The following is a 24,813-nucleotide window of genomic DNA, read 5'->3' as shown; positions in this document are numbered from 1 at the left end:
AACCGGAAGGAGTGCGGGAGGCGGCGCCGGGGCCGGAAGGAGTCAGTTCGGCGCCATCGGAACCGGAAGGAGTGCGGGAGGCGGCGCCGGGGCCGGAAGGAGTCAGTTCGGCGCCATCGGAACCGGAAGGAGTGCGGGAGGCGGCGCCGGGGCCGCAGTCGCCGCATCTCGCCCCGCCCAGCCAGCCCCGGACCGGGTGGCCGCCGGGGCACCGGCTCCGCCACGGTTCGCCGTACGGCACGGCGAAGCGGTAGGCGGCGCGGGGCAGCAGCGTGCCCGCGAGCGCGCCCCACACCGCGGCGACGAGCACCAGCACCCCCGTGGTCACCTCGCCCACGCTTCCCACTCCCGTCGCCCCGATCACCCCGGCCGGCCCGATCACCCCGGTCACCCCGGCCGGCCCGATCACCCCGGTCACCCCGGCCGGGCCGGTCACCGTCCCCGACTCCCTACCCGGTTCAGACGGCCGGCATCGCGTAGACGTCCTCGCCGTTGGCCATCAGCAGCCGGCTGCCCCACAGGGCGATCTGCCACTGCTCGCCGGTGCCCTTGTTGTCGGTCCAGCTCCAGCGCTTGCGGCCGGTCCCGGCGTCCAGCGCGACGACGCCGCCGCCGACGGCCAGGGCGCCGCAGTACAGCGTGGTACCGGACTTGACGAAGACCTCCGGCGCGCCGCGGTCGTTGTCCTCGCACAGCCAGATCCGCTTGCCGGTGCGGGCGTCGACCGCCCAGACACCCCGGTCGTGGTCACCGGCGTACAGGACGCCGTCGATGACGGTGGGGTTGTAGAAGCCGCGGCGGCCGCTCGGGGAGAGGGTCCAGCGGGTGGCGCCGGTCTTCGCGTCGACCGCGGTGAGTTCCTCGCCGGGCAGGAAGACCAGGCCGTCGGCGACGGTGGGCCGCCACGACCAGTCGTCGCCGATCTTCTTCGTCCACAGCTGGGCGCCGGTGGCGGTGTCGCGGACGGTGAGGTTGTGCTTGGAGTCGGCGTAGACCAGGTACTTCCCGGAGACGGTGCCCTGGACGTCGTAGTCGTCGGTGCCCCAGTCGCGCTTCCGGATCCACACCGCCTTGCGGGTTTCGAGGCTGACGGCGGCGACCGCCGTGCGGTACTCGGTGGCGCTCTTGGACTCGCTGAAGTCGCTCGCCGCGACGTAGACGTGCTCGTCGTCGATGGCGATGGTGTCCTCGATGTCGATGTGCTTGCCGAGCCGGCTGCGCCACACCTCCTCGCCGGTGCCGGCGTCGCGGGCGATGAGGACGCCGTCGTACGCGCCGTCGGGCAGGTACATCCGGCCGTTCCGGTGGAGCAGTTGGGAGCCGGGGACCACGAGGTCCGGCTTGGACCAGCGGGGCTTGCCGGTCTTCACGTCGTACGCCACCAGCGGGTCGCCGCTGATCAGGAGCAGGCCGTCGTGGACGAGCAGCGGTACGGCGGTGCTGGTGCTGTCCGCGGTCAGCGCCCGGTGCCACAGCGGCTGGGGGGCCACTCCGGCGGGCGGGGTGGTGAAGTGCTCGGCGGCGGGTTCCCCGGAGGCACCGCCCTTGCCCGCGGTGGCGGGACCGTCGGCCCCGGTGTCCCGGCTCAGCCACCAGGCGGTGCCCCCGCCGACGGCCGCGACGGCGGCCGCGCCGCCGAGCGCGAGCGAGAGGGCACGGCGCCGGGTGGGTCCGGACGGGCCCCCGGGACCGCCGAGTTGCACGGTGCCGGGCAGGGGAGCGGGGGCGGCGCCCGGGACGGGGGTGGAAGTGGCACCCGGGACGGGGGTGGGGGCTGGGGTGGCGCCCGGCGCGGGAGCGGGGACGGTACCCGGCATGGAAGCGGGGGTGGCGCCCGGCGCGGGAGCGGGGACGGTACCCGGCATGGAGGCGGGGGTGGCGCCCGGCGCGGGAGCTGGGGCCGGGGCGGGCGTGGACGCGGGGGCCGGGGTGGCGACGGGCATCGTCGGGGCCGGGCCGAAGCCCGCCGCGGGTGCGGGCGGTGGCTGCCGGTCCGGCGCCTCCAGGTCCAGGTCCAGGATGCCGGCCGCGTGCGTGGCGATCGTGGAGGCGACGGCCGACGGCAGCCAGTCGCGGAGCAGGCCCTCGACGCCCTGCGGGGCCAGCGCGGTGACGATCTCGGCGGGGGCGGGCCGGTCGGCGGGCTCCTTCAGCAGGCAGGCCCGGACCAGGCCGAGGAGCGGGCGCGGTATGCCCGCCAGGTCGGGTTCGCCGTGCACGACCTGGTAGAGCAGCGCCGCGTGCGAGGCGGTGCCGTCGCCGAAGGCGCTGCGTCCGGTGGCCGCGAAGGCGAGGACCGCGCCGAGGGAGAAGACGTCGCCCGCCGGGCCGACGTCCTTGCCCATCGCCTGCTCGGGGGGCATGTAGCCGGGCGAGCCGACCACGACGCCGGTCTGGGTCATCCGCGTGCCGTCCACCGCCCGCGCGATGCCGAAGTCGATGACGCGGGGGCCGTCGGCGGCGAGCAGGACGTTCGAGGGCTTGAGGTCGCGGTGGATGAGCCCGGCGGCGTGGATCTCCTGGAGCGCGGCGGCGAGTCCGGCACCGAGCGCGCGCACCGTGTGCTCGGGCAGCGGGCCGTGAGTGGCGACGACCTCGGTCAGGTCGGGGCCGAGGACGTAGGAGGTGGCGAGCCACGGCAGGGGGGCCTCGGGATCGGCGTCCACGACGGAGGCGGTGTACTGGCCGGAGACCGCCTGGGCGATCTCGGCCTCGTGCCGGAAGCGTTCGCGGAAGCCGGCGTCGGCGGCGAGGTCGGGGCGTACGACCTTGACGGCCACGGTCCGGCCGCCGGGCGAACGGGCCAGGTAGACCCGGCCCATGCCGCCGGCACCGAGTCTGCGCAGCATCCGGTAGCTGCCCAACTGCCGTGGATCGTCCGGATGCAGTGTCTCCATGGCGGGCTCTTCCCGTCCTTCCCCGTTGCCCGTGCGTACCGCCGGGCGTGTCCGATGCCTGTGGGCCGGCGTTCGCCAACGCGGACACAGTAGTGACGGCGGGGGCCGGCGGGGCCAGGGGGGCGGGGCCGGAGCGGCTAGCGGACCCTTGACATTCGCGAAACCGGGTTGCCTTCCGCCGGACTGTCCGATGTGTACCGCAGGTCGTCGCCGACCGGGGTCAACTGCACCTGGTGCGGTGTCTGGTTGCACCCGGCGTGGTTGCCGGCGGCGCCCGCCGAGGTGGCGAGGATCCGCGTCCGGGTCACCTCCCTGAGGGTGAGGACGTCGGTGCAGACGGCGCCGATCTGGTCGGTCTGCCGCAGTCGGCCCAGCTCCTGCCCGACGGCCGCCTGGTGGACGGTGACGCGGAAGGTGCCCATGGGGAGGCTGCCGTCCAGGCCGGTGGCCCGGCCCTCCCAGGTGCCGAGGTAGCGGGCCGGGACCACACCGGGACGGCTGCCGGTACCGGGGCTGCCGGTACCGGTGCCGGGGCTGCCAAGGCTGCTACCGGGGCTGGGCCCGGGGCCCCTGGTCGCGGCATCACCGGCGGCGGGGCCGCCGGTGCTCGCGCGCGCCGACGGCGAGTGGGCGGTGCCGCTCGCGTCGTTGTGCCCGCCGTCGCCGGCCCAGGGCCGCGTCAGGGCGCCGAGCCCCACGGACACCGCGGCCAGCGCGCCGGCGACGGCCAGGACGACCGTGCAGCTCACCCGCCGCCCGCGGCCGCCCTCCGCCGGCGCGGAGCCCGCCGCCACGCTGACGGAGACCCGCCCCGGCGGCGGCACGTCACGCGGCGCGGGCACGACGGTCGGCGCCCCCACGGCAAGCCCGTCGCGACCGGTGCCACCGGTGCCACCGGCCACCCCGTCCCCACCCGTGCCACCTGTGCCACCTGTGCCACCTGTGACGGAACCGAACGGCCCCCCGGCGGCACCGCTCGGTGGTCCCGACGGCCACCCGGCCGGCCCGCCGTCCGTCACCAGCGCGCCGTGCATCACGGGTGGCGGTCCGAACTCCCCGCTCCCCTCCCCCGCGTGCGGCCCGGGGGCGGCCGCCGCCCCTTCCACCGAGACGCTGCTGAAGGCGACCGGACCCGAGTGGGCCGCCTGCTCCGTCGTGTCCAGGTTGAGCAGGCGTACGGCGCTGCGGCTGACCTGTTCCAGCACGGCGCCCGGCAGCCAGCCGCCCGCGACCAGGCGGGAGGCGCCTTCGGGGGCGAGGCGTCGGCCGACGTCGGCGGGGGCGGGCCGGGCCGCCGGGTGCTTGGCCAGGCAGGCGGCGACCACCTCCCGCATCTCACCGGTGAGGGAGCCGAGTTCGGGCTCCTCGTGGACGACCTTGTAGAGCAGCGCGGCGGAGGAGTCGCCGCGGAAGGGCGGTTCGCCGGTGGCCGCGTGGGCGAGGACGGCGCCGAGGGAGAAGACGTCGGCGGCGCCCGTGGCGCCCTTGCCGAGGATCTGCTCGGGCGACATGTAGCCCGGCGAGCCGATCGACACGCCGGTGGAGGTCAGGGAGGCCGTGCCGTCCACGGCCCGGGCGATGCCGAAGTCGATGAGCAGCGGCCCGTCCAGCGTCAGCAGGACGTTGGACGGCTTCACGTCCCGGTGCACGAGGCCCCGCTCGTGCACGGCCGTCAGCGCCTCGGCGAGGCCCGCGCCCAGGGCCCGTACGGTGTGCGCGGGCAGCGGGCCGCCGTCGGTGACGGCCGCCGCGAGGGAGGGTCCCGCCGCGTAGGCGGTGGCGATCCAGGGCACCGGGGCGTCGGGGTCCGCGTCCAGGACGGGTGCCGTCCAGGCGCCGCCGACCCGGCGGGCCGCCTCCGCCTCGCGCCGGAAGCGGGCACGGAACTCCTCGTCCAGCGCGAAGTGCGGGTGCACGATCTTCACGGCGACCGTACGGCCGCCCGCGCTGCGGCCGAGGTAGACCCGGCCCATGCCGCCCGAGCCGAGCCGGCCGAGCAGCCGGTACGGCCCGACGACGGCCGGCTCATCGACTTCCAGCGGCTGCATGGCGCACGCTCCCCCCAACGCCCGGTGCTCCACAGCGTAGTGACGGGGGACTACGGTCGCAGCAGTTCCACCGTCACGTCGGCCGGGAAGCCGGTCGTCGGGCCGACCCGGCGGGCGAACTCGGTGACGGCCGCCAGCTGCGCGGGGCCGAAGCTGAAGTCGAGGGTGGTGAAGTACTGCTCCAGGGTGGCCTCGTCGAAGACCTCCCAGCGGGCGGCCTGCTCGGCCACCTTGCCGACCTCCTCCAGGGAGAGGTTGCGGGAGGCGAGGAACGCCTCGTGGACCCGGCGGGTGATGACCGGCTCGCGCTCCAGGTAGTCCCGGCGGGCCGCCCACACCGCGAAGACGAACGGCAGGCCGGTCCACTCCTTCCAGAGCGCGCCGAGGTCGTGCACCTGGAGGCCGTAGCGGGGGCCGTCGTGGAGGTTGGCGCGCAGGGCCGCGTCGCCGATGAGGACGGCGGCCTGCGCCTCCTGCATCATCAGGCTGAGGTCGGGCGGGCAGGTGTAGTAGTCCGGCCGCACGCCGAAGCGCTCGGCGAGCAGGAGCTGGGCCAGCCGGACCGAGGTGCGCGAGGTGGAGCCGAGGGCGACCCGGGCGCCGTCCAGCCGGTCGAGGGGCACCTGGGAGACGATCACGCAGGACATCACCGGGCCGTCGCAGCCGACGGCGATGTCCGGGAAGGCGACGAGGTCGTCGGCGTTGCGCAGGAACTCGACGAGCGTGACGGGGCCGATGTCGAGGTCGCCGCGCACGATCCGCTCGCTGAGCTTCTCCGGGGTGTCCTTGGTCAGCTCGAAGTCGAGGAGCGTGCCGGTTCTCGCGAGCCCCCAGTACAGGGGCAGGCAGTTCAGGAACTGGATGTGGCCGACGCGCGGCCGGGTGCGAGAATTGTCCACATCGCGAGACTAGACCCCGTCCGCCGCGGTGCCGGTACCGACCCCGCCCCCGAACGGCCTAACGGATGTTCAAACATCCGGGTGAAGTGATCTTGCCCTCTATTGCTTTCGGCGGTCCGGATGCTAGGCTTGCCGCAAGTTGCAGTTTGGTTTCCCTTGCAGTACAGAGCCTGCGGAGCATGTAACCGCAGGCTCTCGTCGTTTTCAGACGAATGCAGTCGTGCAGCACCGTTTCGCACTTGCAGGTTCTGGAGCAGGGCAACCCTTTTGAGCCCAAGGAGGGCTTATGGCTACCGGAACCGTTAAGTGGTTCAACGCCGAAAAGGGCTTTGGCTTCATCGCCCAGGAGGGCGGCGGCCCCGACGTCTTCGTTCACTACTCCGCGATCAACGCCTCGGGTTTCCGTTCCCTGGAGGAGAACCAGGCGGTGACCTTCGACGTCACGCAGGGCCCGAAGGGCCCGCAGGCGGAGAACGTCACTCCCGCCTGATCGCTGCCTGATCGCAGAACCTGAGTGCAGTACCCAAGGAGCCCCACGCCATCGGCGACGGGGCTCCTGCCTTTTCCGTTCGTTTCCCGTTCGTTTCCCGTTCACCCCGCCGGCCGGGCCCACCCCGCACCTCGCCCCCCGGGGGCTCACAGGTGCTGCATGACCAGGACGAACCTGGTCCCGGGGGCGAGCGCCTCGTAGGAGTGGGGCACGTCCCCCCGGTACGACATGTAGTCCCCCGGCCCCAGTTCGACGGCCTCGCCGTGCGGGCCGGCCTTCACCGTGCCCTCGCTCACCACGATGTGTTCCACGGTCCCGGGGATGTGCGGTTCGGAACTCCGGACGGTTCCCGGCTCCAGCCAGACGGCATACAGGTCGCGGCGGGCGCCGGGCGGGCAGGCGGAAAGCAGTGAAGCCAGGTAGCTGGACTGGTCGGAGTGGACCGTGGGCCCCTGCCCCGCCCGGATCACCTGGACCGCGGGCGCGGGCGACTCCACCAGCGCGCTGAACGGCACGCCGAGCGCCACCGCGAGCGCCCAGATCGTCTCCATGCTCGGATTGCCGCTCGCCGCCTCCAGCTGGGACAGCGTGGACTTGGCGATTCCGGCGCGCTTGGCCAGCTCGGACAGGGACAGGCCGGCCCGGCCGCGCTCCCGCTTCAGGGCGGCGGCGATCCAGTCCATGGGAAGCCGGGCGGGGACCTCGTTCATATCGTTCGCTCCATCGGTACGATCGTTCGCCTTGACGGACTAGCTGTCCCCTGTCCATTGTAGAGAACATGCGTTCGCCACACCGAACACTCATGAAGGACACCGACGGCTCACTCGTCCGCGACAGCTCGCTGGTATGGCTGGCGAGCGGTGTCGTCGGCGTCTCCTTCGGTGCCGTGTCCGTCGCCGGCGGGCTGCCGGTATGGGTGCCGGTGCTGATGTCCCTCGTCGTCTACGCGGGCTCCGCGCAGTTCAGCGCGGTCGGCGTGCTGCTCGCCGGCGGCGGTCCGGTGGCGGCCGCGGCGACCGGGCTGCTGCTGAACACCCGGACGGCGGCCTTCAGCCTGGCGGTGGCCGAGATCCTCGGCACCGGCCGCGCGAGCCGCTTCCTCGGGGCCCACCTGGTCACGGACGAGACGGTCGCCTTCGCCCTCGCCCAGCCGGACCCGGCACGGCGGCGCCGGGCGTTCTTCGTCTCCGGGCTCGGACTGTTCGCCGTCTGGAACGCGGGCGTTCTGGCCGGCGCGCTCGCGGGCAGCGCGCTCGGCGACACCGCCCGCTACGGCCTGGACGCCGCCTTCCCGGCCGTCCTGGTAGCCCTGGTCCTGCCCACCCTCCGGTCGGACGCGTCCGTACGGCGTTGCGCCCTGCCCGGCGCCGCCCTCGCCCTGGCGGCCACGCCCGCCGTCCCGGCCGGGGTCCCGGTGCTGCTCGCCCTCGCCGGCCTGTTCCTGCACCGCCGTCCGGCCGCCACCCCGGGAGACGCCGCGTGAACGCCACGATCGCCGTGATCCTCGCCCTGGCGGCCGGCACCTACGCCTTCCGGCTGATCGGCCCGGTCCTGCACGGCCGGGTGACGGTACCGCCCCGCGTCCAGGAGCTGGCCTCGGCGGGTGCCGTAGTGCTTCTGGTCGCCCTGCTGGCCACGGGCGCGCTGACCGAGTCCGGCGGCTTCGCGGGCTGGGCCCGCCCCGCCGGGGTCCTGGCCGGCGCCGCCCTGGCCTGGCGCCGGGCGCCGTTCGCCGTGGTGGTCCTGGCCGCGGCCGCGACGACCGCGCTGCTGCGGCTGGCGGGCGTGCAGTAGCACCTCCCGAACGATTCCAGCCACCGCTCGCTGCCGTCGTCCCGGCCCGCCAAGTGATTTTCATCCACCTTTTTTTCGGTGCGGCGCATGCCCGCTTATCATTACTACTACAGCTGCATATAGGGCCTACCGATACGTGAACAAGGCGTTTGTCCGGCTAATCCTTCACTCGATCACCACGTACCCATCCTCGAATGGCGGCGTTATTCGCAGCATGACGAAGCAAACGAGGGGGCGGGCGGTTGAATCTCTCTCAGAGCGGTCCCGTCCGAGTGCACGGCGGCCGGTGCGGCTGGGCTCTCACACGTACCTGCCCGCACCGGACGATGCGGGCCCCGGCAAGGGGGCCCTGGCGAAAGGCGGCCTCCTCGTCACGCTGGAGGCGTCCGAGGAGATCCTCCAGGAGTTCGTGGACACGATGAGCTTCCTGGAGAAACAGATCTCGCAGCGCTGGGCGAGTTCGGAGACGTGGTTCTGCGGCTCGTCGGCGGAATGAGCAGGCCGGTCATGCACCCCGATCACATCGGATACCACCCGGACTCCCCCGTCGAGTACCCAGGCGGCTACCGGAGCGGTGAGGGGCGTCATCGCGCGCCCGCCGACGACTACTTTCCGCCGCTCGTCCCGCCGGACTCGGCCTGGGACCCCGCGGAAGAGCTGGCCTACATGCTGCGGGACGCCATCGAGCAGCAGCCGAGGATCCCGGCCGCCCGCGCCGGCGGTGATGCGGCCGGTCAGAGCGGGAGGAGCCATCGCGAGGCGCTGGTGGAACTCACCGCGGAGTTACCCCCGGTGAAGACCTCCCCTCCCCGGGGCCACCGCAAGGTCCGCACCCGGCAGCGCGTGGGCGCCGTGCGTGCGGCCAGCTACCTGGTCGCGGCACTGGTCACCACCATCGCCTCCGCCGTCAGCATTTTCGGCGGTCTGGTCGCCTACGACCCGCTGCGGCTCGTGGCGGCGTCGCGCATACACAGCGGCACGGTCGCCTGGTGGCCGGTTCTCGTATTCGGGCCCTGGCTGGTGGCATCGCTCTCCATTCTCCGCGCGGCGCTGCACCAGCGTCGGGCCTTCCATTCCTGGTCCGTACTTCTGATCTTTTCCGCGATCGCCATGGCATTGTGCGTCGCCCAGGCGCCCAGGAATATTGTCGGTATCGCGGCCGGAGCGCTGCCGAGTTTCGCCTCGCTGGTCTGTTTCCAGCAGGTGGTGCGTCAGATCACCCTCACCAGACCACCCCGGCGTTCGCTGCCCCGCCACCGAATGCAGCCCGCCGAGACACCCGTCGCGGAAACGGACGACGGGCTGCCGCAGGGCGGGACCCCGGAAGTGTTCCGTGACGGGAACGGCGCGTGAAAAGCCCGCTCCCGGTGCACCCGGCGCTCCCCGACATCGACCGGCTCCGTCCCCGCCAGCAGATGGCCATGGAGTGCGCCCTGTGCGCCCGTCCGCTCGGGGTGAGCGGGCGGGTGCTGGGTGAGGTCCGTCACCGGGGGCTGCCGTTCCGGCTCTGGGTCTGCGTCCGCGGCTGCCAGGCGGCCGGGTCGGCCCTCGTGACCCCGTGGGACGGGGAAGCCGCGCCGTGAGGCGCGGCGCCCCCGCCGGCCCGCCGGGGCGGAGCGCTACCGGGCGGCCTTCCGCCAGACGGTGAGGTCGCCCGTGAGGAAGGCGATGTCCGGCATCGCGGTGGACTTGGTCTGGATGACGTAGAGCCCGATGTTGCCCTCGTCGTCCTTCATGCAGAACTCGGTGCCGGCCGCCGCCGCGGCCAGCGTCCAGCTGTGCTTGTCGGCGCTGCGGAGCATGAGCCGGCACTCGTCCAGGGTGGTGCCGTGGGCGCCGAACATCTGCATGAACACCACGTCGTCACCCGTCAGCCGGCAGCCGGCCGTCCGGCAGTCGAAGCGGATGTCGCCCTTGGTGTCCTTCCGCTGGGCTTCCTCGTCCTTCAGGCTCAGCGAGTTCTTCGCGTCCAGCCACACCTGCGGGTATCCCTCCGGCCGGGGATCACCGGTCGAGGCCGAGGGCGACCGGACCGCGCCGGGCACGGCCGCGCCGGCCCCGGAGCCCCCGGAATCCGCCGAGCCCTCCGGCGTCGACGCGGACGAGCCCTTGGCCGAGGACGGCGACGAGGACGCCGACGAGCGGGCGGCCGGCCCCGTGCCGGACGTCGTGGTCCCCGCGGTGCCCCGGTCGGCGAGCCGGTCCCTGGCGTCCATCACCGTCCACGCCAGGGCCGCCACCAGCAGCGCGCCGCCCGCCACACCGGCGACCGAGATCAGCGCGGCGCGCCGCCGGCGGGCCCGGCGCTCCTCGGGCGTCGGCTGCGGCCACCCGTACGGCGGCTGCGGGTACGCCGGGGCGGGGCCGGGCACCGTCGGCCGCGGGTACTGCGCGGTCGCGGCGGGCACCGGCGGCTGCGGGAGGGCCGCGGCCGGCCCGGGTACCGGCGGCCGCGGGTGGGCCGGGGTCGGTTCCGGTACCGGCGCCGGGACCGCGACCTCCGGCCCGGCGATCTCCCGCCACACCGCCGGTCCGCCGCCCGCGTCGGCGTCGGCGCCCAGCCGCTGCCGGCACCACGCCACGATCTCCGCCGGGGTGGCCCGCTCCGCCGGGTCGGCGGCCAGGCACCGGGCGAACAGCGGACGCAGCGGCTCGGGCAACAGGTCGAGACCGGGTTCGGAGTGCACGATCCGGTACAGCACGTTCACGGCCGGGCCCTCGCCGTACAGCGGTCTGCCCAGCGCCGCGAACGCGGCCGTCTGCCCCAGCGCGAAGACGTCGGTCGCCGCCGTCACCTCGCCGCCTGCCGCCTGTTCGGGAGCCATGAACGAGGGCGTGCCGATCGTCCCGCCGGTCGCCGTGTACGCCGTGCCGTCGGCGGCCAGCGCGATACCGAAGTCGATCACCCGGGGCCCGTCGGCGGCCAGCAGCACGTTCGACGGCTTCAGGTCCCGGTGCACGATCCCCTCGGCGTGGATCGCCTCCAGCGCCTCGGCCACCCCCGCCATCAGCCACAGCACCGCCGGCACCGGCAGCGGCCCGCGCCGGGCCACGGCCTCCGTCAGGGACGGCCCCGGTACGTACAGCGTGGCCAGCCACGGCGGTACGGCGTCCGCGTCGGCGTCGATCAGCTCCGCGGTGTAGGCCCCCCTGACCCGCCGGGCCGCGCTGATCTCCCGGCCGAACCGCCGCCGGAAGTCCGGGTCGTCCGCCAGCTCCGGCCGTACGACCTTGATCGCGACCGGCCGCCCGCCCTGCGTGTGGGACAGGTACACCCGCCCCATTCCACCCGCGCCCAGCCGGGCGGCGAGCCGGTAGCCCGCCACCACCCGCGGGTCGTCCGCCTGGAGTGGCTGGAAGACGTCCGTCGCCTGATCCATCGGCCGGTACCCCCCACTGTGATGCTCTGGCCAAGGGCAGCAGCCTAAAGGAGACGCCGTCCGGGCGGGCCCGCGCCGGCTGCCACCACGCCACGGACCGGCGGCCACGCCGCGACGCCAGCCTCATGACGCCAACCGGACCCGGCGAATACCGACTTCAGGTGATGAAAGACGCGAAACGCCTTGCCCGGCCGGCCCACGGGCAAGGCTCATCCCGCAGTAGTTCAACAGTTCGGGAAGCGCACTGAGGCGCGGTGCCCACCATGCCCATGTCCCGGACCGACAAGAGTGAGGGAGTCATCCATGAACAAGCTGGGAAGAGCCGCGGTCGTCGGACTCATAGGCACCGGGCTTCTCGGTTCCAGTGCCCTGACGGGCCAGGCTGCGGCGGAGGCCCGCCTGGTGCTGGAGAACGTCGCCAACCCCGGGTACGTCCTCGACAACGACGCCGGCCGGGGCCAGGACTCCAGTGTCCTGGTCTACGCCCGGCACGGATCGCCCAACCAGCTGTGGGCGGTGAACCCCGAAGGCGGCAACCGGGTCCAGATCACACAGCGGATCGGCGGGCAGGAACTGTGCGCCGGCGCCGTGTTCAACGGCATGGCCGAAGTCTCCATGCAGAACTGCCGGAACAGCGGCGGTGTGACGTGGTGGTACCAGATCGCGGTGGGCGGCAACCGCTGGGTCTACCGCAACGCCGCCCAGCTCAAGTGCCTGGCGGTCACCCGCCTGAACGGCCCGGTGCAGCTCGTCGACTGCGCGTACGGGGACCAGGACCAGCAGTGGATCAAGCGCGCCGGGTGAGCGGACGCGCTCCTTCGCGGGCCGGGGCGCAAGCCCACCGGGCACTGTCGGTGGGGCCCGCTACGGTCGCTCCATGACCGACACCCGCACCTTCTACGACACCATCGCCGAGGACTACGCCGCGCGCTTCCGCGACCCGCTCGCCGGCCGGCCGCTGGAGCGGGCGCTGCTCGCCGCGTACGCCGAGCAGGTCGGCCCGGGCCCCGTCGCCGACCTCGGCTGCGGGCCCGGGGAGGTCACCGCGCACCTCGCCGGCCTCGGTCTGTCCGTCCACGGCCTCGACCTCTCCGGGGCCATGGTCGCCATAGCCCGCCGCACGTTCCCCGGGCTGCGCTTCGAGCAGGGGTCCATGCGGGAGCTGTCCCTGGCCGACGGTTCACTGGCCGGCGTGGTGTCCTGGTACTCCAGCGTCCACACGCCCGCGGCGGAACTCCCCGAGCTGTTCGCCGAGTTCCACCGCGTGCTGGCGCCCGGCGGCCGCCTGCTCCTCGCCTTCCAGGCGGGCGACGCGCCGCTGCGCGTCGACCGCCCCTGGGGCCTGCCGGTGGTCCTGGACTTCCACCGGCGCCGCCCCGAGCACATGGCCGGGCTGCTGTCCGACGCCGGCTTCACCGTCCACTCCCGCACCGTGCGCGAGCGCGAGGAGGCGCTGGGCGAATCAGCCCCGCAGGCGTTCCTGCTCGCCCAGAAGAAAGGCTGACCAGGCGGCGGGCGTCACGGTGAGGTGAGCGGCGGCGGGCCGCTTGGAGTCCCGGACATGGACGGCGGCGGGGTGCGCGGCGACCTCCACGCATTGGCCTCCTTCGCCGTCACTGTGACTGGACTTGCGCCAGGTGTAGGCGAGTTCGACGCACTCGCCGCCTCCGCCGCTGCTGTGGCTGCTCTTGAACCAACCAAGTTCGACGCTGCTCATAGCCGTCCCCGCAGTTTCTCAATGAGGTCCAGCGACTCACTGGGACGCAGGGCTTGAGCTCTCAGAAGCCCGTAGCGTTCGGCCAAGACGCTCACTTCCTCCGCGTCGGTGATGAGCCGTGGGTATGTGTGGATCTCCACGTACGCTACCTGCTCCCCCTTGCGGACCGTCAGTAGGTTGAACGGCCCGTCCATACTGGGCTGTTCCGCACGCTCCATCGGCATCACCTGAAGCTCGACGGTTCGCAGACTGCCGATCCGCAGCAGATTCTGGAGCTGATCGGCGTGCACCTGTGGACCACCCAGCGGGCGTAGCAACACGCTCTCGTCGAGGACGAAGCTGAAGGTGCTGGAAGGCCAGATCTCGAACTTCTGCTGTCGAGCCATTCGATCGGCTACCCGCGTCGCGATCGCCTCCTCGCTCAGCAAGGGCCGCCACTGCCGGAAGACAGCTTCGGCGTAACCCTCGGTTTGAAGCAGCCCCGGCACCAACAGGTTGCTGTAGATGTGCAGAGACGAAGCTTGCTCCTCCAGCGCCGCGTACCCCCGGTACCACTCCGGGTGCCGAGTCCGCGCCCTGTTCATCGCCTCCTCGACCTGCGGGATGACCGCCGTGAACAGGCCGTCCGCCTGGAGGATGTCGTCGGCCCGCCGCAAGAGCTCCGGCCTCGGTGTCCGTACCCCCCGCTCGATGGCCGAGATCAGATCCGGGCCGTAGCCCACCAGGTTGCCGAACTCCCGCTGGTTCAGCCCCGCCCGCTCCCGCAACAACTTCAGCTGCTTGCCGAGGACGACGAACACCGCCGCCGAACCGTTCTCCTCCGCCGGGGTCTCCGGCCGCCGCTCCTCCGTCACGCCACCCTCCGACACATCCGTACGCCACACGAACCGCGCCCGTACGGCTACGCAGAGTCGCCGGGCCTCCCCTGGTCAGCGTAGGGAGAAGTCACCACGCTCGGTGACGTGAACGTAGAAATCTCCACCCCCGGAACCGAACTCGTCCAACGGTTGAGTGCCACGCCCCGCGGAGCCCGGCTGGCCCGCCGGCTCACCGGAAGCACGCTGGCCACCTGGGGATACCCGCATGACGGCGACCTGAGTCACACCGCCCGGCTCATCGTGGCGGAACTGGCCGCCAACGCCGTCACCCACGGTCGCGTCCCCGGCCGTGACTTCGAGCTGCGGCTGAGCCTGCTGCGCGAGAGGGACACCTTGCGCATCGAGGTGAGCGACGCCCGCGGTGACCGCCCGCTGCGGTTCCTGGACGGCGGCCTGGAGGACGAGAACGGCCGGGGTCTCGTCATCGTCCAGGTCCTCGCGAAACTGTGGGGCGTCACCGAGCGGGACGTCGGCAAGACCGTGTGGGTCGAGCTGGGGCTCACCGCGTCGCGGCGCCCGCGTACGTGAACCCGACCGCCGGGCCGCCGCGTCACCGCTCGTACAGCGCCTCCACCTGGGGTGCGAAGTCGCGCAGGACGCGGTCCCGGCGGAGTTTCATGGAGGGCGTCAGGTGGCCGGCCTCCTCGGTGAAGTCCACCGGGAGGACGGCGAAGCGGCGGATGGACTCGGGGCGGGAGACCATGCGGTTCGCCTCGTCCACCGCCCGCTGGAGGATCTCCGTCAACTCGGGGTCACCGGTCAGGAGTTCCGGCGGTACCGGGTGCTTGCCGATCATCCGGCGCCAGTGGGTGACGCCGTCGGGGTCGAGGGTGATCAGGGCGGCCACGTACGGGCGGGCGTCGCCCACCAGCATCACCTGGGAGATCAGCGGGTGCTGGCGCAGCCAGTTCTCCAGCGGGGCCGGGGCCACCGACTTGCCGCCCGCCGTGATCAGCAGTTCCTTCTTGCGGCCGGTGATGGTCAGGTAACCCTCGTCGTCCAGCTCGCCGAGGTCGCCGGTGGGCAGCCAGCCGTCCGGGCTCGCGGGGGTCACCCCGCCCGCCTGCGGGTCCCAGTAGCCGCGCAGCACGTGGTCGCCGGCGACGAGGATCTCGCCGTCCGCCGCGATCCGCACCCGCGTGCCGGGCAGCGGCCAGCCCACCGTGCCCAGGCGGGGCTTCAGGGGCGGGGTGACCGTCGAGGCGCCGGCGGTCTCCGTGAGGCCGTAGCCCTCGAAGATCTCGATGCCGGCGCCCGCGTAGAACGCGGCGAGGCTCCGGCCGAGCGGGGAGCCGCCGCAGATGACGTACCGGACGCGGCCGCCCATGGCGGCGCGGATCCGGCGGTAGACGAGGGGGTCGTACAGGCCGCGTTGCGTCTTCAGGGCGCGGCCCGGTCCGCTGCCGGTGCCGGTCTGGCGGGCCTCCAGCGCCTCGCCGTAGCGCCGGGCCACGGCCGCCGCCCGGTCGAAGACCGCCACCCTGCCGCCCGCCTCCGCCCTGGCCCGCGCGGAGTTGTAGATCTTCTCCAGCATGTAGGGGATCGTCAGCAGGCAGGTCGGCCGGAAGGCGGCCAGGTCCGGCAGGAGGTCGTCCGGGGCCAGGCTGGGGGCGTGCCCGAGACGGACCCGGGCGCGGACGCAGGCGATGGCCACCATCCGGCCGAAGACGTGGGACATGGGCAGGAAGAGGAGGACCGACGGTTCCTCGCCCCTCGCCTTGAAGACGGGGTGGAGGAGTTCGATCGCGTTGTCGACCTCGGCGAAGAAGTTGCCGTGCGAGAGGGCGCAGCCCTTGGGGCGGCCGGTGGTGCCCGAGGTGTAGATCAGCGTGGCGAGCGTGTCGGGACCCAGCATGCCCCGGCGTACGCCCACCTCCCCGTCCGGCACCTCGGCGCCCGCCTCGGCGAGCCGGGCCACGTGGTCCTTCTCCATCACCCACAGGTGGCGGACGTCGGGCAGGTGCGCGAGTTCGGGGCCGATGGCCGCGGCCTGGGCGGCCGTCTCGGTGACCAGGGCGACCGCGCCGGAGTCGTGCAGGATCCACCGGGTCTGGAAGACCGAGGAGGTCGGGTAGACCGGGACCGTGACCAGGCCGGCCGCCCAGGCCGCGAAGTCGAGCAGGGTCCAGTCGTAGGTCGTCCGGGCCATGACGGCGATCCGGTCGCCGGGCATCAGGCCCGCGGCGATCAGGCCCTTGGCGACCGCCTGCACCTGGGCGGCGAAGGCGGCCGCCGTCACGTCCGCCCACTGGCCGCCGGGCAGCTTGCGGCCGAGGACGACCGCGCCGGGCTCCGTCTCCGCGTTCTCGTACGGCAGGTCGGCGAGGGAGCCGTGGGTGACCGGGGGCGCGAACGGCGGGACCGACACCTCGCGGACGGCGCCGTCGAGCCGCTTCACCTCCGGTGCGACCAGGACCGGGCGGCCGTCGTAGTCGGTGGCCGGAACCGGGGTGCCGGAGGAGGCGGGGGCGGTCGGGTACGGCGTGGACACGGGCGGCTCCTCTGGCGTGCGTGCACCGGCGGCGAGCCCCCGCGGGAAAGGGGTTACCGCCGGTTAGGCAGGTGATCGTACGGCTCCGCTGTGAGGGTGGTGTGCGGGTTCGGGGATGGTCCGGGGCCGGGCATGTGCAACCTTGCGGGTTATGTGACGGACGCTCACCTTTTCCATGGGTCGGTCGGGTTCCGTGCGCAGTGGTACGGGTGCCGGTGCCGCATGGTTCAGGGGCGCTCCAGGACCGCCGTCACACCGAGGCCGCCCGCCGCGCAGACGGAGATCAGCCCCCGGGACGGCCCCGGACGTTCCGCCAGCAGTTTGGCGAGGGTCGCCACGATGCGAGCGCCCGTCGCGGCGAAGGGGTGGCCCGTGGCCAGCGAGGAGCCGTTCACGTTCAGGCGGGAGCGGTCCAGCGGGGGCAGGCCGCGCTTCTCCCAGGCCGCCAGCGTGGCCAGCACCTGGGAGGCGAACGCCTCGTGGATCTCGACCAGGTCGAAGTCGCCCAGCTCCAGGCCGGTGCGTTCCAGCAGGCGCGGGACCGCGTACGCCGGGGCCATCAGCAGGCCGTCCGCGCCGTCCGCGACGTCCCCGTGGACGAAGTCGACGGCCGCCGTCTCGCAGGCGGTCAGGTAGGCGAGCGGCTCCAGGCCGCGCGCCTCGGCCCACTCCTCGCTCGCCAGCAGGACCAGCGCGGCACCGTCCGTGAGCGGTGTGGAGTTGCCGGCCGTCATGGTCGGGTCGGGGTGCCGGAGGCCGAAGACCGGCTTCAGGGCGGCGAGTTTCTCCGGGGTGGAGTCCGGGCGCAGGTTCTGGTCCCGCTCCAGGCCGCGGAAGGGGATCACCAGGTCCTCGAAGAAGCCCCGGTCGTAGGCGGCGGCCAGGTTCCGGTGGCTGGCGGCCGCCAGTTCGTCCTGCGCCTCGCGGGAGATGCCCCAGGCGCGGGCGGTGACCGCCGCGTGCTCGCCCATCGACAGGCCGGTGCGCGGCTCGGCGTTGCGCGGGATGTCGGGGACCAGGTGCGCGGGACGGATCCTGGCGAGGGCCTTGAGGCGGGCGCCCGCCGACTTCGCCCGGCGGGCCTCCAGCAGGATGCGGCGCAGCTCGTCGTTGACGCCGAGGGGCGCGTCGCTGGCGGTGTCCACGCCGCCCGCGACCGCCGACTCGGTCTGGCCGAGGGCGATCTTGTTGGCGGCGGTGACGACGGCCTGCAGGCCGGTGCCGCACGCCTGCTGGATGTCGTAGGCGGGGGTGCGCGGGTGCAGCGCCGAGCCGAGCAGGGTCTCGCGGGCCAGGTTGAAGTCCCGGCTGTGCTTGAGGACCGCGCCGGCGACGAACTCGCCGACCGCGCCCTCCCCCTGGAGGCCGAAGCGGTCGGCCAGGCCGTTCAGGGCGGCGGTGAGCATCTCCTGGTCGGAGGCGGTGGCGTAGGGGCCGTCGGCGCGGGCGAAGGGGGTACGGGTGCCGCCGAGCACCGCGACCCGGCGCGCGCGGGGTGGCTCAAGAGGACTCATCTCGACCTGCTCCTCATGCGTGGCATAGGCTTACCCCCGGTAACATTACTCCAGAGTAAGCACTTGGACCGAGTCGCGCGGGAGTTGCACATGGCCGACCGCTACCTCAGCTTCACCGGCACGGCGCCCGGCCGTTTCCTCACCCGGCGGCTGGGCCTGCCGCGGCCGGCCGAGCTGATCCGGTGGTCGCCCGAGCGGCCGGCGCTGCCCGGCCCGCTGCTGCACCTCACCGCCGGGACCTCCGCCCTCGACCTCGCGCCCGTCCTCGCCCGTACCGGACTCGTGCCGGGCGAGGCGGAGCCCGCCGCCGTCGTCCTGGACGCCACCGGGGTACGGGACGTCGACACGCTCGCCGAGGTGCACGCGGCCCTCCACCCCGTCGTACGGTCCGTCGCCCCGAGCGGCCGGGTGCTGGTCCTGGGCGCCCCGCTCGACGCCGCCGACCACCACCAGTCGGCCGCCCAGCAGGCCCTGGAGGGCTTCACCCGCTCGCTCGGCAAGGAGATCGGGCGGGGCAGGACCGTCAACCTGCTCCGGCTGACGGACGCGGCCGCCGCCGAGTCCACCCTGCGGTTCCTGCTCTCCCCCAGGTCCGCCTACGTCAGCGGCCAGGTGATCGAGGCGGGCGCCGGAGCGGTCACGCCCCCGGCCGACTGGGACCGGCCGCTCGCCGGACGGACCGCGCTGGTCACGGGGGCCGCACGGGGTATCGGCGAGGCCGTCGCCGGGACCCTCGCCCGGGACGGCGCGCGGGTCGTCGTCCTCGACGTGCCCGCGGCCGAGGCGGACGCCCGCCGGGTCGCCGAGCGGCTCGGCGGCACCGCCCTGACCCTCGACATCACCGCCGCCGACGCGGGCGAGCGCATCGCCGCCGCGCTCCCCGACGGCCTGGACGTCCTCGTCCACAACGCCGGCATCACCCGGGACCGGCGGCTGGCCAACATGCCCGCCGACCGCTGGGCCGCCGTCCTGGACGTCAACCTCGCGAGCGTGCTGCGCACCACCGACGCCCTGCTCGCCGGGGGCGCCCTGCGCTCCGGCGGGCGGATCGTGGCCACCGCCTCCATCGCCGGGCTCGCGGGCAACGCCGGCCAGACCAACTACGGTGCGAGCAAGGCGGGCGTGGCCGGGCTCGTACGGTCGCTGGCGCCGCGCGCGCTCGCCGGGCACGGGGTGACCGTGAACGCGGTGGCGCCCGGGTTCATCGAGACGAGGATGACCGCCGCCGTCCCGCTGTTCATCCGGGAGGCGGGCCGCCGTATGAACTCCCTCGCGCAGGGCGGCCTGCCGGCCGACGTCGCCGAGACCACCGCCTGGCTCGCCCACCCGGCCTCCGGGACGGTCAACGGCCAGGTCGTGCGCGTCTGCGGCCAGAGCCTGCTGGGGGCGTGATGACCGCCGTCACCCTCACCGCCGTCCCCGCGCTGGCCCCGCTGCTGGCCCGGGGCGCCCTGCGCTCGCCGTTCAAGCGGCCCGCCGCCGACGCGGCCTTCCCGCGCACCCGCCTGGTGCTGCCGGGCCTGCGCGTCGATCTGGTGAAGCTGGCCGCGTACGAGCGGGTCTGCGGCTTCCCGACCGGCGCGAGCGCCCTGCCGGTCACCTATCCGCACGTCCTCGGCTTCCCGCTGGCCATGCGGCTGATGAGCGGCCGGGACTTCCCGCTGCCGCTGCTCGGCCTGGTGCACACGTCGATCGAGATCACCCAGCGGGCCGCGCCGGCCGCCGACGGCGCGTACGACGTGGAGGTGTGGGTGGAGGGGCTGGCGCCGCACCGGCGGGGAACCGAGGCGACGGTCGTGACCGCTCTGCGCTCGGCCGGCCAGACGGTGTGGGAATCCCGCAGCACCTATCTGGCGCGGCACCGCACCGGCCCGGTACCCCCCTCCGAGCCCCGCGCGGACGGTCGGGCTCCGCTGCCCGCCGTCGCCGAGTGGGATCTCGGCGGGGACGTGGGCCGGCGCTACGGCGCCGCCTCCGGCGACCGCAACCCCATCCACCTGTACCCGCTCACCGCCCGCCTCTTCGGCTTCCCGCGGGCCATCGCGCACGGCATGTGGACCGTCGCCCGCTGCCTGGCCGCCCACGGCACGGGCGGCACCGCCGTGGTGCGGGCCGAGTTCCGGGCGCCGGTGCTGCTGCCGGGGACCGTGACGTACGGGGCGGACGGCGGCGGGCGGTTCGAGCTGCGGGGCGGGGGCGGGCGGGTGCATGTGAGCGGGGAGGTACGGGCCGGGTGAGCGGGAGTTGTCCGGGCCCCTGGGCGGGTGCGCCGGAGCGTGGTCGAGGGGCGCGGGGAACTGCGCGACCGGCCGTGAGGCACCCGCAGGCGGCCGCGCTCCCGCGGCCGGCGGCGTCAGGTCCGCTCGGCCGGCGGAGTCCACACGTGGCCCCGCATCAGGTTGCCCAGGCCCGACCACGCGAAGTTCATCAAGGTGGCCGCCGCCTGGCGGGCGGTGGTGCCGGGGGTGACGTTGGCCCACGCGGCGAGTGACTCGGCCGCACCCACCAGCGCCTCGGCCAGCCCCGCCACCTCGTGTTCCGGGAGGTCGGGATCGCGGTGGGCCTCTCGCGCCGCCACCGCGACCAGCCGGGTCACGAAGGCGACGATCTCCGTGCGCATCGCGGCGACCTCGGTCGCGAAGGGCTCACCGTGCGTACGGGCCTGGAGGTGCAGCACCGACCAGCCGTCGGGGTGCTCGGCGGTGTGCGCGAAGAACGCCCGCAGGCCGTCCCACAGTTGCCGGTCGGCCGGCAGGTCCGGCCGGACGCCGGCGCGGACGGCCCGCGTCAGCGCGGCCGCCTCGCGGCGGATGCAGGCGGTGAAGAGGTCTTCCTTCGAGTTCAGGTACAGGTAGACCAACGGCTTGGACACGCCCGCGAGTTCGGCGATCTCGTCCATCGAGGCGGCCATGTACCCGCGCTGCCCGAAGATCCGCACGGCGGCGTCGAGCATCTGCTGCTCCCGGACCGCCCTCGGCATCCGTTTGGTCTTGACGGCACCCATGGGGGCAAGACTAGTTGGGCCGAAGCCCCGCCTAGTTGGACGCGGCGGCCCCGCCCTGCGCCCGCGACGTGTCGTCGGCCAGGTCCTCCTGGCTGCGGTTGGCCTCCAGGTTGGCCTTCATCCGGTCGACCCGGTGCACGATCCGCTCCGACGCCCGGTCGCGTTCCTTGCGCAGCACCACCCAGCTGATCGGCGCCGACAGGACCATGGCGAGCAGCAGGACCCACAGGCCGTTGGAGTCGCCGAAGCCGCGCGGGAAGATGCCCGAGTAGACGGCACCCCAGACGATCACGAGGCAGCCCGCGAAGATACCGAGGCGCATCAGCGTGTAGCGGAGCATCTCAATCCACTCGTCCGATTCCAAAAGGGGTCATCGTCCAGTGAAGCACGACCGGCAGGCGATCATGCAGGGGGGTCAGCGGAGCGGCAGCAGCATGACGATGTCGTCGCGGTCGTCACCGGGCGCGACCTGGATGGCGTCCGGGATCCGGCCGACCTCCTTGTAGCCGCAGGAAGCGTAGAACCGCTCCAGGCCGAGCCCGCCCCGGCAGGTCAGCCGGACCGCCTCGACGCCCGCCATCCCGCGGGCCGCGTCCGCGGCGGCGGCCAGCAGGTCGCGGCCGTGGCCCCGGCCCTGGTGCCGCGGGTGGACCATCACCGTGTACAGCCACACCCAGTGGGTCATCAGCCGGTGGGTGTTGCGGGTCAGGAAGGCGGCCGCGGCCACCGCGCCGGTCTCGTCGTGGCCGACCAGCAGCCGGGTGCGCCCCTCGGCCATCTGCACGAAGTGCCGCACCAGCTCCGGCCGTATCTCCGCACGGGTCACCGGGGCGACGAAGCCGACGGCTCCGCCCGCGTTCGAGACGTCCGTCCACAGGTCGAGGATGCCGTCGCGGAGGGCCGGGGTGATCGCGGGGTCCAGCGTGAAGGTAAGAGGCACATGCCGAGTGTATCTATTACGCGAGCGCTTGTGCGGCCACCTGCAGATCGGCCACCAGCCCCTCGTAGGCCGCTCTGCGGTCCTCGTCCCGCGCCCGCAGCACGGAGGACGGGTGCACCGTCGGGACCAGCCGCTCCGGCCGGCCGTGGATCTCCCGCTCCAGGACGGTCCCGCGCGCCTCGCCCACCCGGAACGACGGTCCCAGCAGTGCCTTCCCGGCGGTGGCGCCGAGCACCACGATCAGCTCCGGCTCCACCAGCGCCAGCTCCGCGGCCAGCCAGGGGGCGCAGGCGGCCGCCTCCCGCAGGCTCGGCGCCTTGTGGATGCGGCGCTTGCGGGGTTCGGTCTGCGTGAACTTGAAGTGCTTCACCGCGTTGGTGACGTACGCCTCCGCGGGGTCGAGGCCGGCCTCGGCGAGCGCCCGGTCGAGCAGCCTGCCGGCCGGGCCGACGAACGGCTCGCCCTGCCGGTCCTCCTGGTCGCCGGGCTGCTCGCCGACGAGCATCACGCGGGCGTCGGCGGTGCCGGCGCCGAAGACCGTCTGGGTGGCGGGGGCGTGCAGGGGGCAGCCGCGACAGCGGGCCGCCGCGCGGCGCAGGGCCGCGAGATCGGCGCCCTCGGGAACGAAGGGGGCGGCCGTGTAGGCGTCCTCGGGGGCCTTCGCTGCCGGCATGCCGGGCGAGTACCCCGCGGTCCGCCGGAGAACCGGGCGATCCGTCCGGCCGTCGCTTGTCCGCGGCCGCGTCGTGGCCGGTCGCGCAGTTCCCCGCGCCCCTGCGGCCGCTCCGGCCGGCACTCGACTGCGGCCGCGACGTGGCCCGTCGCGCAGTCCCCCGCAACCCTGCGGTCACTCCGGCCGGCACTCGACTGCGGCCGCGACGTGGCCCGTCGCGCAGTTCCCCGCAACCCTGCGGTCACTCCGGCCGGCACTCGACTGCGGCCGCGACGTGGCCCGTCGCGCAGTTCCCCGCGCCCCTGGGTCGGAGCGGCGAACCCCGGCTTTCCCGTCCGACGCGTCGGACGGGAAGAGCCCTGGCCCCGCCTTCCGGCCGGCCGAGTCGGGTGAGTGGGTGGGTCGGGGGGTCAGACGCGCATCGGCTGGGGGGACTCGCGGCGGGCCGGGTTCGGGCCCTCGTACTCGCGGATGATCTCGTAGCGCGTGTTCCGCTCCACCGGGCGGAACCCGGCGTCGCGGATCAGTTCCAGGAGGTCCTCGCGGGTCAGCTTGTTCGGCGTACCGTAGTTGTCCGCGTCATGGGTGATCTTGTACTCGACCACCGAGCCGTCCATGTCGTCCGCGCCGTGCTGCAGGGCCAGCTGGGCGGTCTGCACGCCGTGCATGACCCAGAAGACCTTGACGTGCGGCACGTTGTCGAACAGCAGCCGCGAGACCGCGAAGGTCTTCAGGGCCTCGGCGCCGGTCGCCATCTGCGTGCGCGCCTGCAGGCGGTTGCGGATCTTGCCGTCCTTCATGTCCACGAAGTCGTGCTGGTACCGCAGCGGGATGAAGACCTGGAAGCCGTTCGTCTCGTCCTGCAGCTCCCGCAGGCGCAGCACGTGGTCGACGCGGTGGCGGGGCTCCTCGATGTGCCCGTACAGCATGGTGCACGGGGTCTTCAGGCCCTTCTCGTGCGCCAGGCGGTGGATCCGGGACCAGTCCTCCCAGTGAGTCCGGTGGTCCACGATGTGCTGCCGGACCTCCCAGTCGAAGATCTCCGCGCCGCCGCCGGTCAGGGACTCCAGACCGGCGTCGATCAGCTCGTCGAGGATCTCGGACGCGGACAGGCCGGAGATCGTCTCGAAGTGGTGGATCTCCGTCGCCGTGAACGCCTTCAGCGAGACGTTCGGCAGGGCCGCCTTCAGCTCCCGCAGCGAGCGCGGGTAGTAGCGCCACGGCAGGTTCGGGTGCAGGCCGTTGACGATGTGCAGCTCGGTGAGGTTCTCCGACTCCATCGCCTTGGCGAGCTTGACGGCCTCCTCGATGCGCATCGTGTACGCGTCCTTCTCGCCCGGCTTGCGCTGGAACGAGCAGTAGGCGCAGGACGCCGTGCACACGTTGGTCATGTTCAGGTGCCGGTTGACGTTGAAGTGCACGACGTCGCCGTTCTTCCGGGTCCGCACCTCGTGGGCGAGCCCGCCCAGCCAGGCCAGGTCGTCCGACGCGTACAGCGCGATGCCGTCCTCGCGGGTCAGCCGCTCACCGGAGCGGACCTTCTCCTCCAGCTCGCGCTTGAGCCCGACGTCCATGGCAACACCTTTCTACGACAGCCCGACCAACGGTATCCCTAGACCTCCTCGGGCAGTTCCCCGACCCGGTTCTCCCACTTCGTGGAGAGCACGATCGTGGTCCGGGTCCGGGACACGCCCTTCGTGCCGCTGAGCCGCCGGATGATCCGCTCCAGGCCGTCCACGTCCGTCGCCCGGACCTTGAGCATGAAGGAGTCGTCGCCGGCGATGAACCAGCAGTCCTCGATCTCCGGCAGGTCCCGCAGCCGCTGCGCGACGTCCTCGTGGTCGGCCGCGTCGGACAGCGAGATGCCGATCAGCGCGGTGACACCGAGGCCGAGCGAGGCCGCGTTCACCGTCGCGCGGTAGCCCGTGATGACACCGGCCGCCTCCAACCGGTTGATGCGGTCGGTGACGCTGGGGCCCGACAGGCCGACAAGGCGTCCCAGCTCCGCGTACGAGGCCCGGCCGTTCTCCCTCAGGGCCTGGATGAGCTGCCTGTCCACCGCGTCCATGCGATCGAAGCCTTCCGGTG

General features: G+C 73.4%; 26 protein-coding genes and 1 pseudogene. 11 read left to right on the top strand and 16 right to left on the bottom strand.

The genetic code is table 11. The features are described from left to right. The 4 genes and pseudogenes from ABZ576_RS28350 to ABZ576_RS28335 form a co-directional block, all read right to left on the bottom strand. Positions 1-328: pseudogene (locus ABZ576_RS28350) on the bottom strand (prepilin peptidase); the annotation flags it as partial. Positions 329-458: 130 nt separating this feature from the next. Further along, complete coding sequence (locus ABZ576_RS28345; protein WP_360746747.1) at positions 459-2,897, bottom strand: PQQ-binding-like beta-propeller repeat protein; 2,439 nt, start codon at positions 2,895-2,897, stop codon at positions 459-461. A 137-nt stretch (positions 2,898-3,034) separates the two neighbouring features. After that, positions 3,035-4,945: a serine/threonine-protein kinase gene (locus tag ABZ576_RS28340; RefSeq protein ID WP_360746744.1), complete on the bottom strand. Its 1,911-nt coding sequence runs from the start codon at positions 4,943-4,945 to the stop codon at positions 3,035-3,037. A gap of 50 nt (positions 4,946-4,995) precedes the next feature. Next, complete coding sequence (locus ABZ576_RS28335; protein WP_360746741.1) at positions 4,996-5,844, bottom strand: menaquinone biosynthesis protein; 849 nt, start codon at positions 5,842-5,844, stop codon at positions 4,996-4,998. A gap of 286 nt (positions 5,845-6,130) precedes the next feature. Between ABZ576_RS28335 and ABZ576_RS28330 the strand changes: the two genes are divergently transcribed. Beyond that, positions 6,131-6,334 carry a cold-shock protein gene (locus ABZ576_RS28330; RefSeq protein WP_016645643.1) on the top strand — a complete coding sequence of 68 codons (204 nt, stop codon included), beginning with the start codon at positions 6,131-6,133 and terminating at the stop codon, positions 6,332-6,334. A gap of 146 nt (positions 6,335-6,480) precedes the next feature. On the opposite strand, the gene ABZ576_RS28325 is transcribed toward ABZ576_RS28330, so the two are convergent. Beyond that, positions 6,481-7,044, bottom strand: a complete 564-nt coding sequence (locus tag ABZ576_RS28325) for an XRE family transcriptional regulator (RefSeq protein WP_360746737.1) — start codon at positions 7,042-7,044, stop codon at positions 6,481-6,483. 92 nt (positions 7,045-7,136) lie between these two features. On the opposite strand from ABZ576_RS28325, the gene ABZ576_RS28320 reads away from it, so the two are divergent. The 5 genes from ABZ576_RS28320 to ABZ576_RS28300 all read left to right on the top strand — a co-directional run bounded on the left by ABZ576_RS28320 (position 7,137) and on the right by ABZ576_RS28300 (position 9,711). Continuing rightward, positions 7,137-7,817: an AzlC family ABC transporter permease gene (locus tag ABZ576_RS28320; RefSeq protein ID WP_360746734.1), complete on the top strand. Its 681-nt coding sequence runs from the start codon at positions 7,137-7,139 to the stop codon at positions 7,815-7,817. Further along, positions 7,814-8,128, top strand: coding sequence for an AzlD domain-containing protein (locus ABZ576_RS28315; RefSeq protein WP_360746732.1), 315 nt, complete (start codon positions 7,814-7,816; stop codon positions 8,126-8,128). Before ABZ576_RS28320 ends, ABZ576_RS28315 begins: the two co-directional genes overlap by 4 nt. Positions 8,129-8,414: 286 nt before the next feature. Then, positions 8,415-8,624, top strand: coding sequence for a hypothetical protein (locus ABZ576_RS28310; protein WP_360746729.1), 210 nt, complete (start codon positions 8,415-8,417; stop codon positions 8,622-8,624). A gap of 11 nt (positions 8,625-8,635) precedes the next feature. Further along, positions 8,636-9,481 (top strand): DUF2637 domain-containing protein, encoded by an 846-nt coding sequence (locus ABZ576_RS28305; RefSeq protein ID WP_360746726.1) that lies wholly within the window; start codon positions 8,636-8,638, stop codon positions 9,479-9,481. Beyond that, complete coding sequence (locus tag ABZ576_RS28300; protein ID WP_360746723.1) at positions 9,478-9,711, top strand: hypothetical protein; 234 nt, start codon at positions 9,478-9,480, stop codon at positions 9,709-9,711. The genes ABZ576_RS28305 and ABZ576_RS28300 overlap by 4 nt, the downstream gene beginning before the upstream one ends. 36 nt (positions 9,712-9,747) lie before the next feature. Here ABZ576_RS28300 and ABZ576_RS28295 read toward each other — a convergent pair whose 3' ends face one another. Then, positions 9,748-11,508 carry a protein kinase gene (locus ABZ576_RS28295; RefSeq protein WP_360746720.1) on the bottom strand — a complete coding sequence of 587 codons (1,761 nt, stop codon included), beginning with the start codon at positions 11,506-11,508 and terminating at the stop codon, positions 9,748-9,750. A 303-nt stretch (positions 11,509-11,811) separates the two neighbouring features. On the opposite strand from ABZ576_RS28295, the gene ABZ576_RS28290 reads away from it, so the two are divergent. Then, complete coding sequence (locus ABZ576_RS28290; protein WP_360746717.1) at positions 11,812-12,312, top strand: ricin-type beta-trefoil lectin domain protein; 501 nt, start codon at positions 11,812-11,814, stop codon at positions 12,310-12,312. Positions 12,313-12,385: 73 nt separating this feature from the next. Continuing rightward, positions 12,386-13,012 carry a methyltransferase domain-containing protein gene (locus tag ABZ576_RS28285; RefSeq protein ID WP_360746714.1) on the top strand — a complete coding sequence of 209 codons (627 nt, stop codon included), beginning with the start codon at positions 12,386-12,388 and terminating at the stop codon, positions 13,010-13,012. On the opposite strand, the gene ABZ576_RS28280 is transcribed toward ABZ576_RS28285, so the two are convergent. Together ABZ576_RS28280 and ABZ576_RS28275 are read right to left on the bottom strand one after the other, a co-directional pair. Beyond that, positions 12,971-13,225 carry a DUF397 domain-containing protein gene (locus ABZ576_RS28280; protein ID WP_360746711.1) on the bottom strand — a complete coding sequence of 85 codons (255 nt, stop codon included), beginning with the start codon at positions 13,223-13,225 and terminating at the stop codon, positions 12,971-12,973. The two genes, ABZ576_RS28285 and ABZ576_RS28280, sit on opposite strands and share 42 nt — an antisense overlap. Continuing rightward, complete coding sequence (locus tag ABZ576_RS28275) at positions 13,222-14,079, bottom strand: helix-turn-helix transcriptional regulator (RefSeq protein WP_360746708.1); 858 nt, start codon at positions 14,077-14,079, stop codon at positions 13,222-13,224. The genes ABZ576_RS28280 and ABZ576_RS28275 overlap by 4 nt, the downstream gene beginning before the upstream one ends. A 108-nt stretch (positions 14,080-14,187) precedes the next feature. Between ABZ576_RS28275 and ABZ576_RS28270 the strand changes: the two genes are divergently transcribed. Further along, positions 14,188-14,631, top strand: coding sequence for an ATP-binding protein (locus tag ABZ576_RS28270; RefSeq protein WP_360746705.1), 444 nt, complete (start codon positions 14,188-14,190; stop codon positions 14,629-14,631). 22 nt (positions 14,632-14,653) lie between these two features. Here the strand turns inward: ABZ576_RS28270 and ABZ576_RS28265 are convergent, their stop codons facing one another. Beyond that, the gene (locus ABZ576_RS28265; RefSeq protein ID WP_360746863.1) at positions 14,654-16,516 is read right to left on the bottom strand and encodes a long-chain fatty acid--CoA ligase; all 1,863 of its coding nucleotides are present in this window, start codon (positions 16,514-16,516) and stop codon (positions 14,654-14,656) included. 305 nt (positions 16,517-16,821) lie between these two features. Next, the gene (locus tag ABZ576_RS28260) at positions 16,822-18,108 is read right to left on the bottom strand and encodes an acetyl-CoA C-acetyltransferase (protein ID WP_360746702.1); all 1,287 of its coding nucleotides are present in this window, start codon (positions 18,106-18,108) and stop codon (positions 16,822-16,824) included. Between the two features lie 90 nt (positions 18,109-18,198). On the opposite strand from ABZ576_RS28260, the gene ABZ576_RS28255 reads away from it, so the two are divergent. After that, entirely contained in the window at positions 18,199-19,500 is a 1,302-nt protein-coding gene (locus tag ABZ576_RS28255; protein ID WP_360746860.1) for a 3-oxoacyl-ACP reductase, read from the top strand. Further along, the gene (locus ABZ576_RS28250; RefSeq protein ID WP_360746698.1) at positions 19,500-20,345 is read left to right on the top strand and encodes a MaoC/PaaZ C-terminal domain-containing protein; all 846 of its coding nucleotides are present in this window, start codon (positions 19,500-19,502) and stop codon (positions 20,343-20,345) included. The genes ABZ576_RS28255 and ABZ576_RS28250 overlap by 1 nt, the downstream gene beginning before the upstream one ends. Positions 20,346-20,461: 116 nt before the next feature. Here the strand turns inward: ABZ576_RS28250 and ABZ576_RS28245 are convergent, their stop codons facing one another. The 6 genes from ABZ576_RS28245 to ABZ576_RS28220 form a co-directional block, all read right to left on the bottom strand. Continuing rightward, positions 20,462-21,112, bottom strand: coding sequence for a TetR/AcrR family transcriptional regulator (locus tag ABZ576_RS28245; protein WP_360746695.1), 651 nt, complete (start codon positions 21,110-21,112; stop codon positions 20,462-20,464). A 31-nt stretch (positions 21,113-21,143) separates the two neighbouring features. After that, a complete protein-coding gene (locus ABZ576_RS28240; protein WP_360746692.1) occupies positions 21,144-21,452 on the bottom strand; it encodes a DUF4229 domain-containing protein in 309 nt (102 codons plus the stop codon). 75 nt (positions 21,453-21,527) lie between these two features. Beyond that, positions 21,528-22,052, bottom strand: coding sequence for a GNAT family N-acetyltransferase (locus ABZ576_RS28235; protein WP_360746689.1), 525 nt, complete (start codon positions 22,050-22,052; stop codon positions 21,528-21,530). 16 nt (positions 22,053-22,068) lie between these two features. Then, entirely contained in the window at positions 22,069-22,725 is a 657-nt protein-coding gene (locus ABZ576_RS28230) for a UdgX family uracil-DNA binding protein (RefSeq protein WP_360746686.1), read from the bottom strand. A 410-nt stretch (positions 22,726-23,135) separates the two neighbouring features. Next, positions 23,136-24,299, bottom strand: a complete 1,164-nt coding sequence (gene mqnE, locus ABZ576_RS28225) for an aminofutalosine synthase MqnE (RefSeq protein WP_360746683.1) — start codon at positions 24,297-24,299, stop codon at positions 23,136-23,138. Positions 24,300-24,337: 38 nt separating this feature from the next. Further along, a complete protein-coding gene (locus ABZ576_RS28220; RefSeq protein WP_360746680.1) occupies positions 24,338-24,793 on the bottom strand; it encodes an Lrp/AsnC family transcriptional regulator in 456 nt (151 codons plus the stop codon). Positions 24,794-24,813: the final 20 nt, after the last annotated feature.

The sequence above is a fragment of the Streptomyces sp. NPDC013455 genome, from assembly GCF_040632975.1.
Lineage (GTDB): Bacteria > Actinomycetota > Actinomycetes > Streptomycetales > Streptomycetaceae > Streptomyces.
This window is presented reverse-complemented; position numbering and strand designations above follow the sequence as displayed.

Bases quoted from the DNA above. Each gene is read 5' to 3' on its own strand.
- ABZ576_RS28345 (WP_360746747.1), bottom strand. From the start codon at position 2,897: ATGGAGACACTGCATCCGGACGATCCACGGCAGTTGGGCAGCTACCGG.
- ABZ576_RS28340 (WP_360746744.1), bottom strand. From the start codon at position 4,945: ATGCAGCCGCTGGAAGTCGATGAGCCGGCCGTCGTCGGGCCGTACCGG.
- ABZ576_RS28330 (WP_016645643.1), top strand. From the start codon at position 6,131: ATGGCTACCGGAACCGTTAAGTGGTTCAACGCCGAAAAGGGCTTTGGC.
- ABZ576_RS28325 (WP_360746737.1), bottom strand. From the start codon at position 7,044: ATGAACGAGGTCCCCGCCCGGCTTCCCATGGACTGGATCGCCGCCGCC.
- ABZ576_RS28320 (WP_360746734.1), top strand. From the start codon at position 7,137: ATGAAGGACACCGACGGCTCACTCGTCCGCGACAGCTCGCTGGTATGG.
- ABZ576_RS28305 (WP_360746726.1), top strand. From the start codon at position 8,636: ATGCACCCCGATCACATCGGATACCACCCGGACTCCCCCGTCGAGTAC.
- ABZ576_RS28295 (WP_360746720.1), bottom strand. From the start codon at position 11,508: ATGGATCAGGCGACGGACGTCTTCCAGCCACTCCAGGCGGACGACCCG.
- ABZ576_RS28290 (WP_360746717.1), top strand. From the start codon at position 11,812: ATGAACAAGCTGGGAAGAGCCGCGGTCGTCGGACTCATAGGCACCGGG.
- ABZ576_RS28285 (WP_360746714.1), top strand. From the start codon at position 12,386: ATGACCGACACCCGCACCTTCTACGACACCATCGCCGAGGACTACGCC.
- ABZ576_RS28280 (WP_360746711.1), bottom strand. From the start codon at position 13,225: ATGAGCAGCGTCGAACTTGGTTGGTTCAAGAGCAGCCACAGCAGCGGC.
- ABZ576_RS28260 (WP_360746702.1), bottom strand. From the start codon at position 18,108: ATGAGTCCTCTTGAGCCACCCCGCGCGCGCCGGGTCGCGGTGCTCGGC.
- ABZ576_RS28255 (WP_360746860.1), top strand. From the start codon at position 18,199: ATGGCCGACCGCTACCTCAGCTTCACCGGCACGGCGCCCGGCCGTTTC.
- ABZ576_RS28250 (WP_360746698.1), top strand. From the start codon at position 19,500: ATGACCGCCGTCACCCTCACCGCCGTCCCCGCGCTGGCCCCGCTGCTG.
- ABZ576_RS28245 (WP_360746695.1), bottom strand. From the start codon at position 21,112: ATGGGTGCCGTCAAGACCAAACGGATGCCGAGGGCGGTCCGGGAGCAG.
- ABZ576_RS28240 (WP_360746692.1), bottom strand. From the start codon at position 21,452: ATGCTCCGCTACACGCTGATGCGCCTCGGTATCTTCGCGGGCTGCCTC.
- ABZ576_RS28230 (WP_360746686.1), bottom strand. From the start codon at position 22,725: ATGCCGGCAGCGAAGGCCCCCGAGGACGCCTACACGGCCGCCCCCTTC.
- mqnE (WP_360746683.1), bottom strand. From the start codon at position 24,299: ATGGACGTCGGGCTCAAGCGCGAGCTGGAGGAGAAGGTCCGCTCCGGT.
- ABZ576_RS28220 (WP_360746680.1), bottom strand. From the start codon at position 24,793: ATGGACGCGGTGGACAGGCAGCTCATCCAGGCCCTGAGGGAGAACGGC.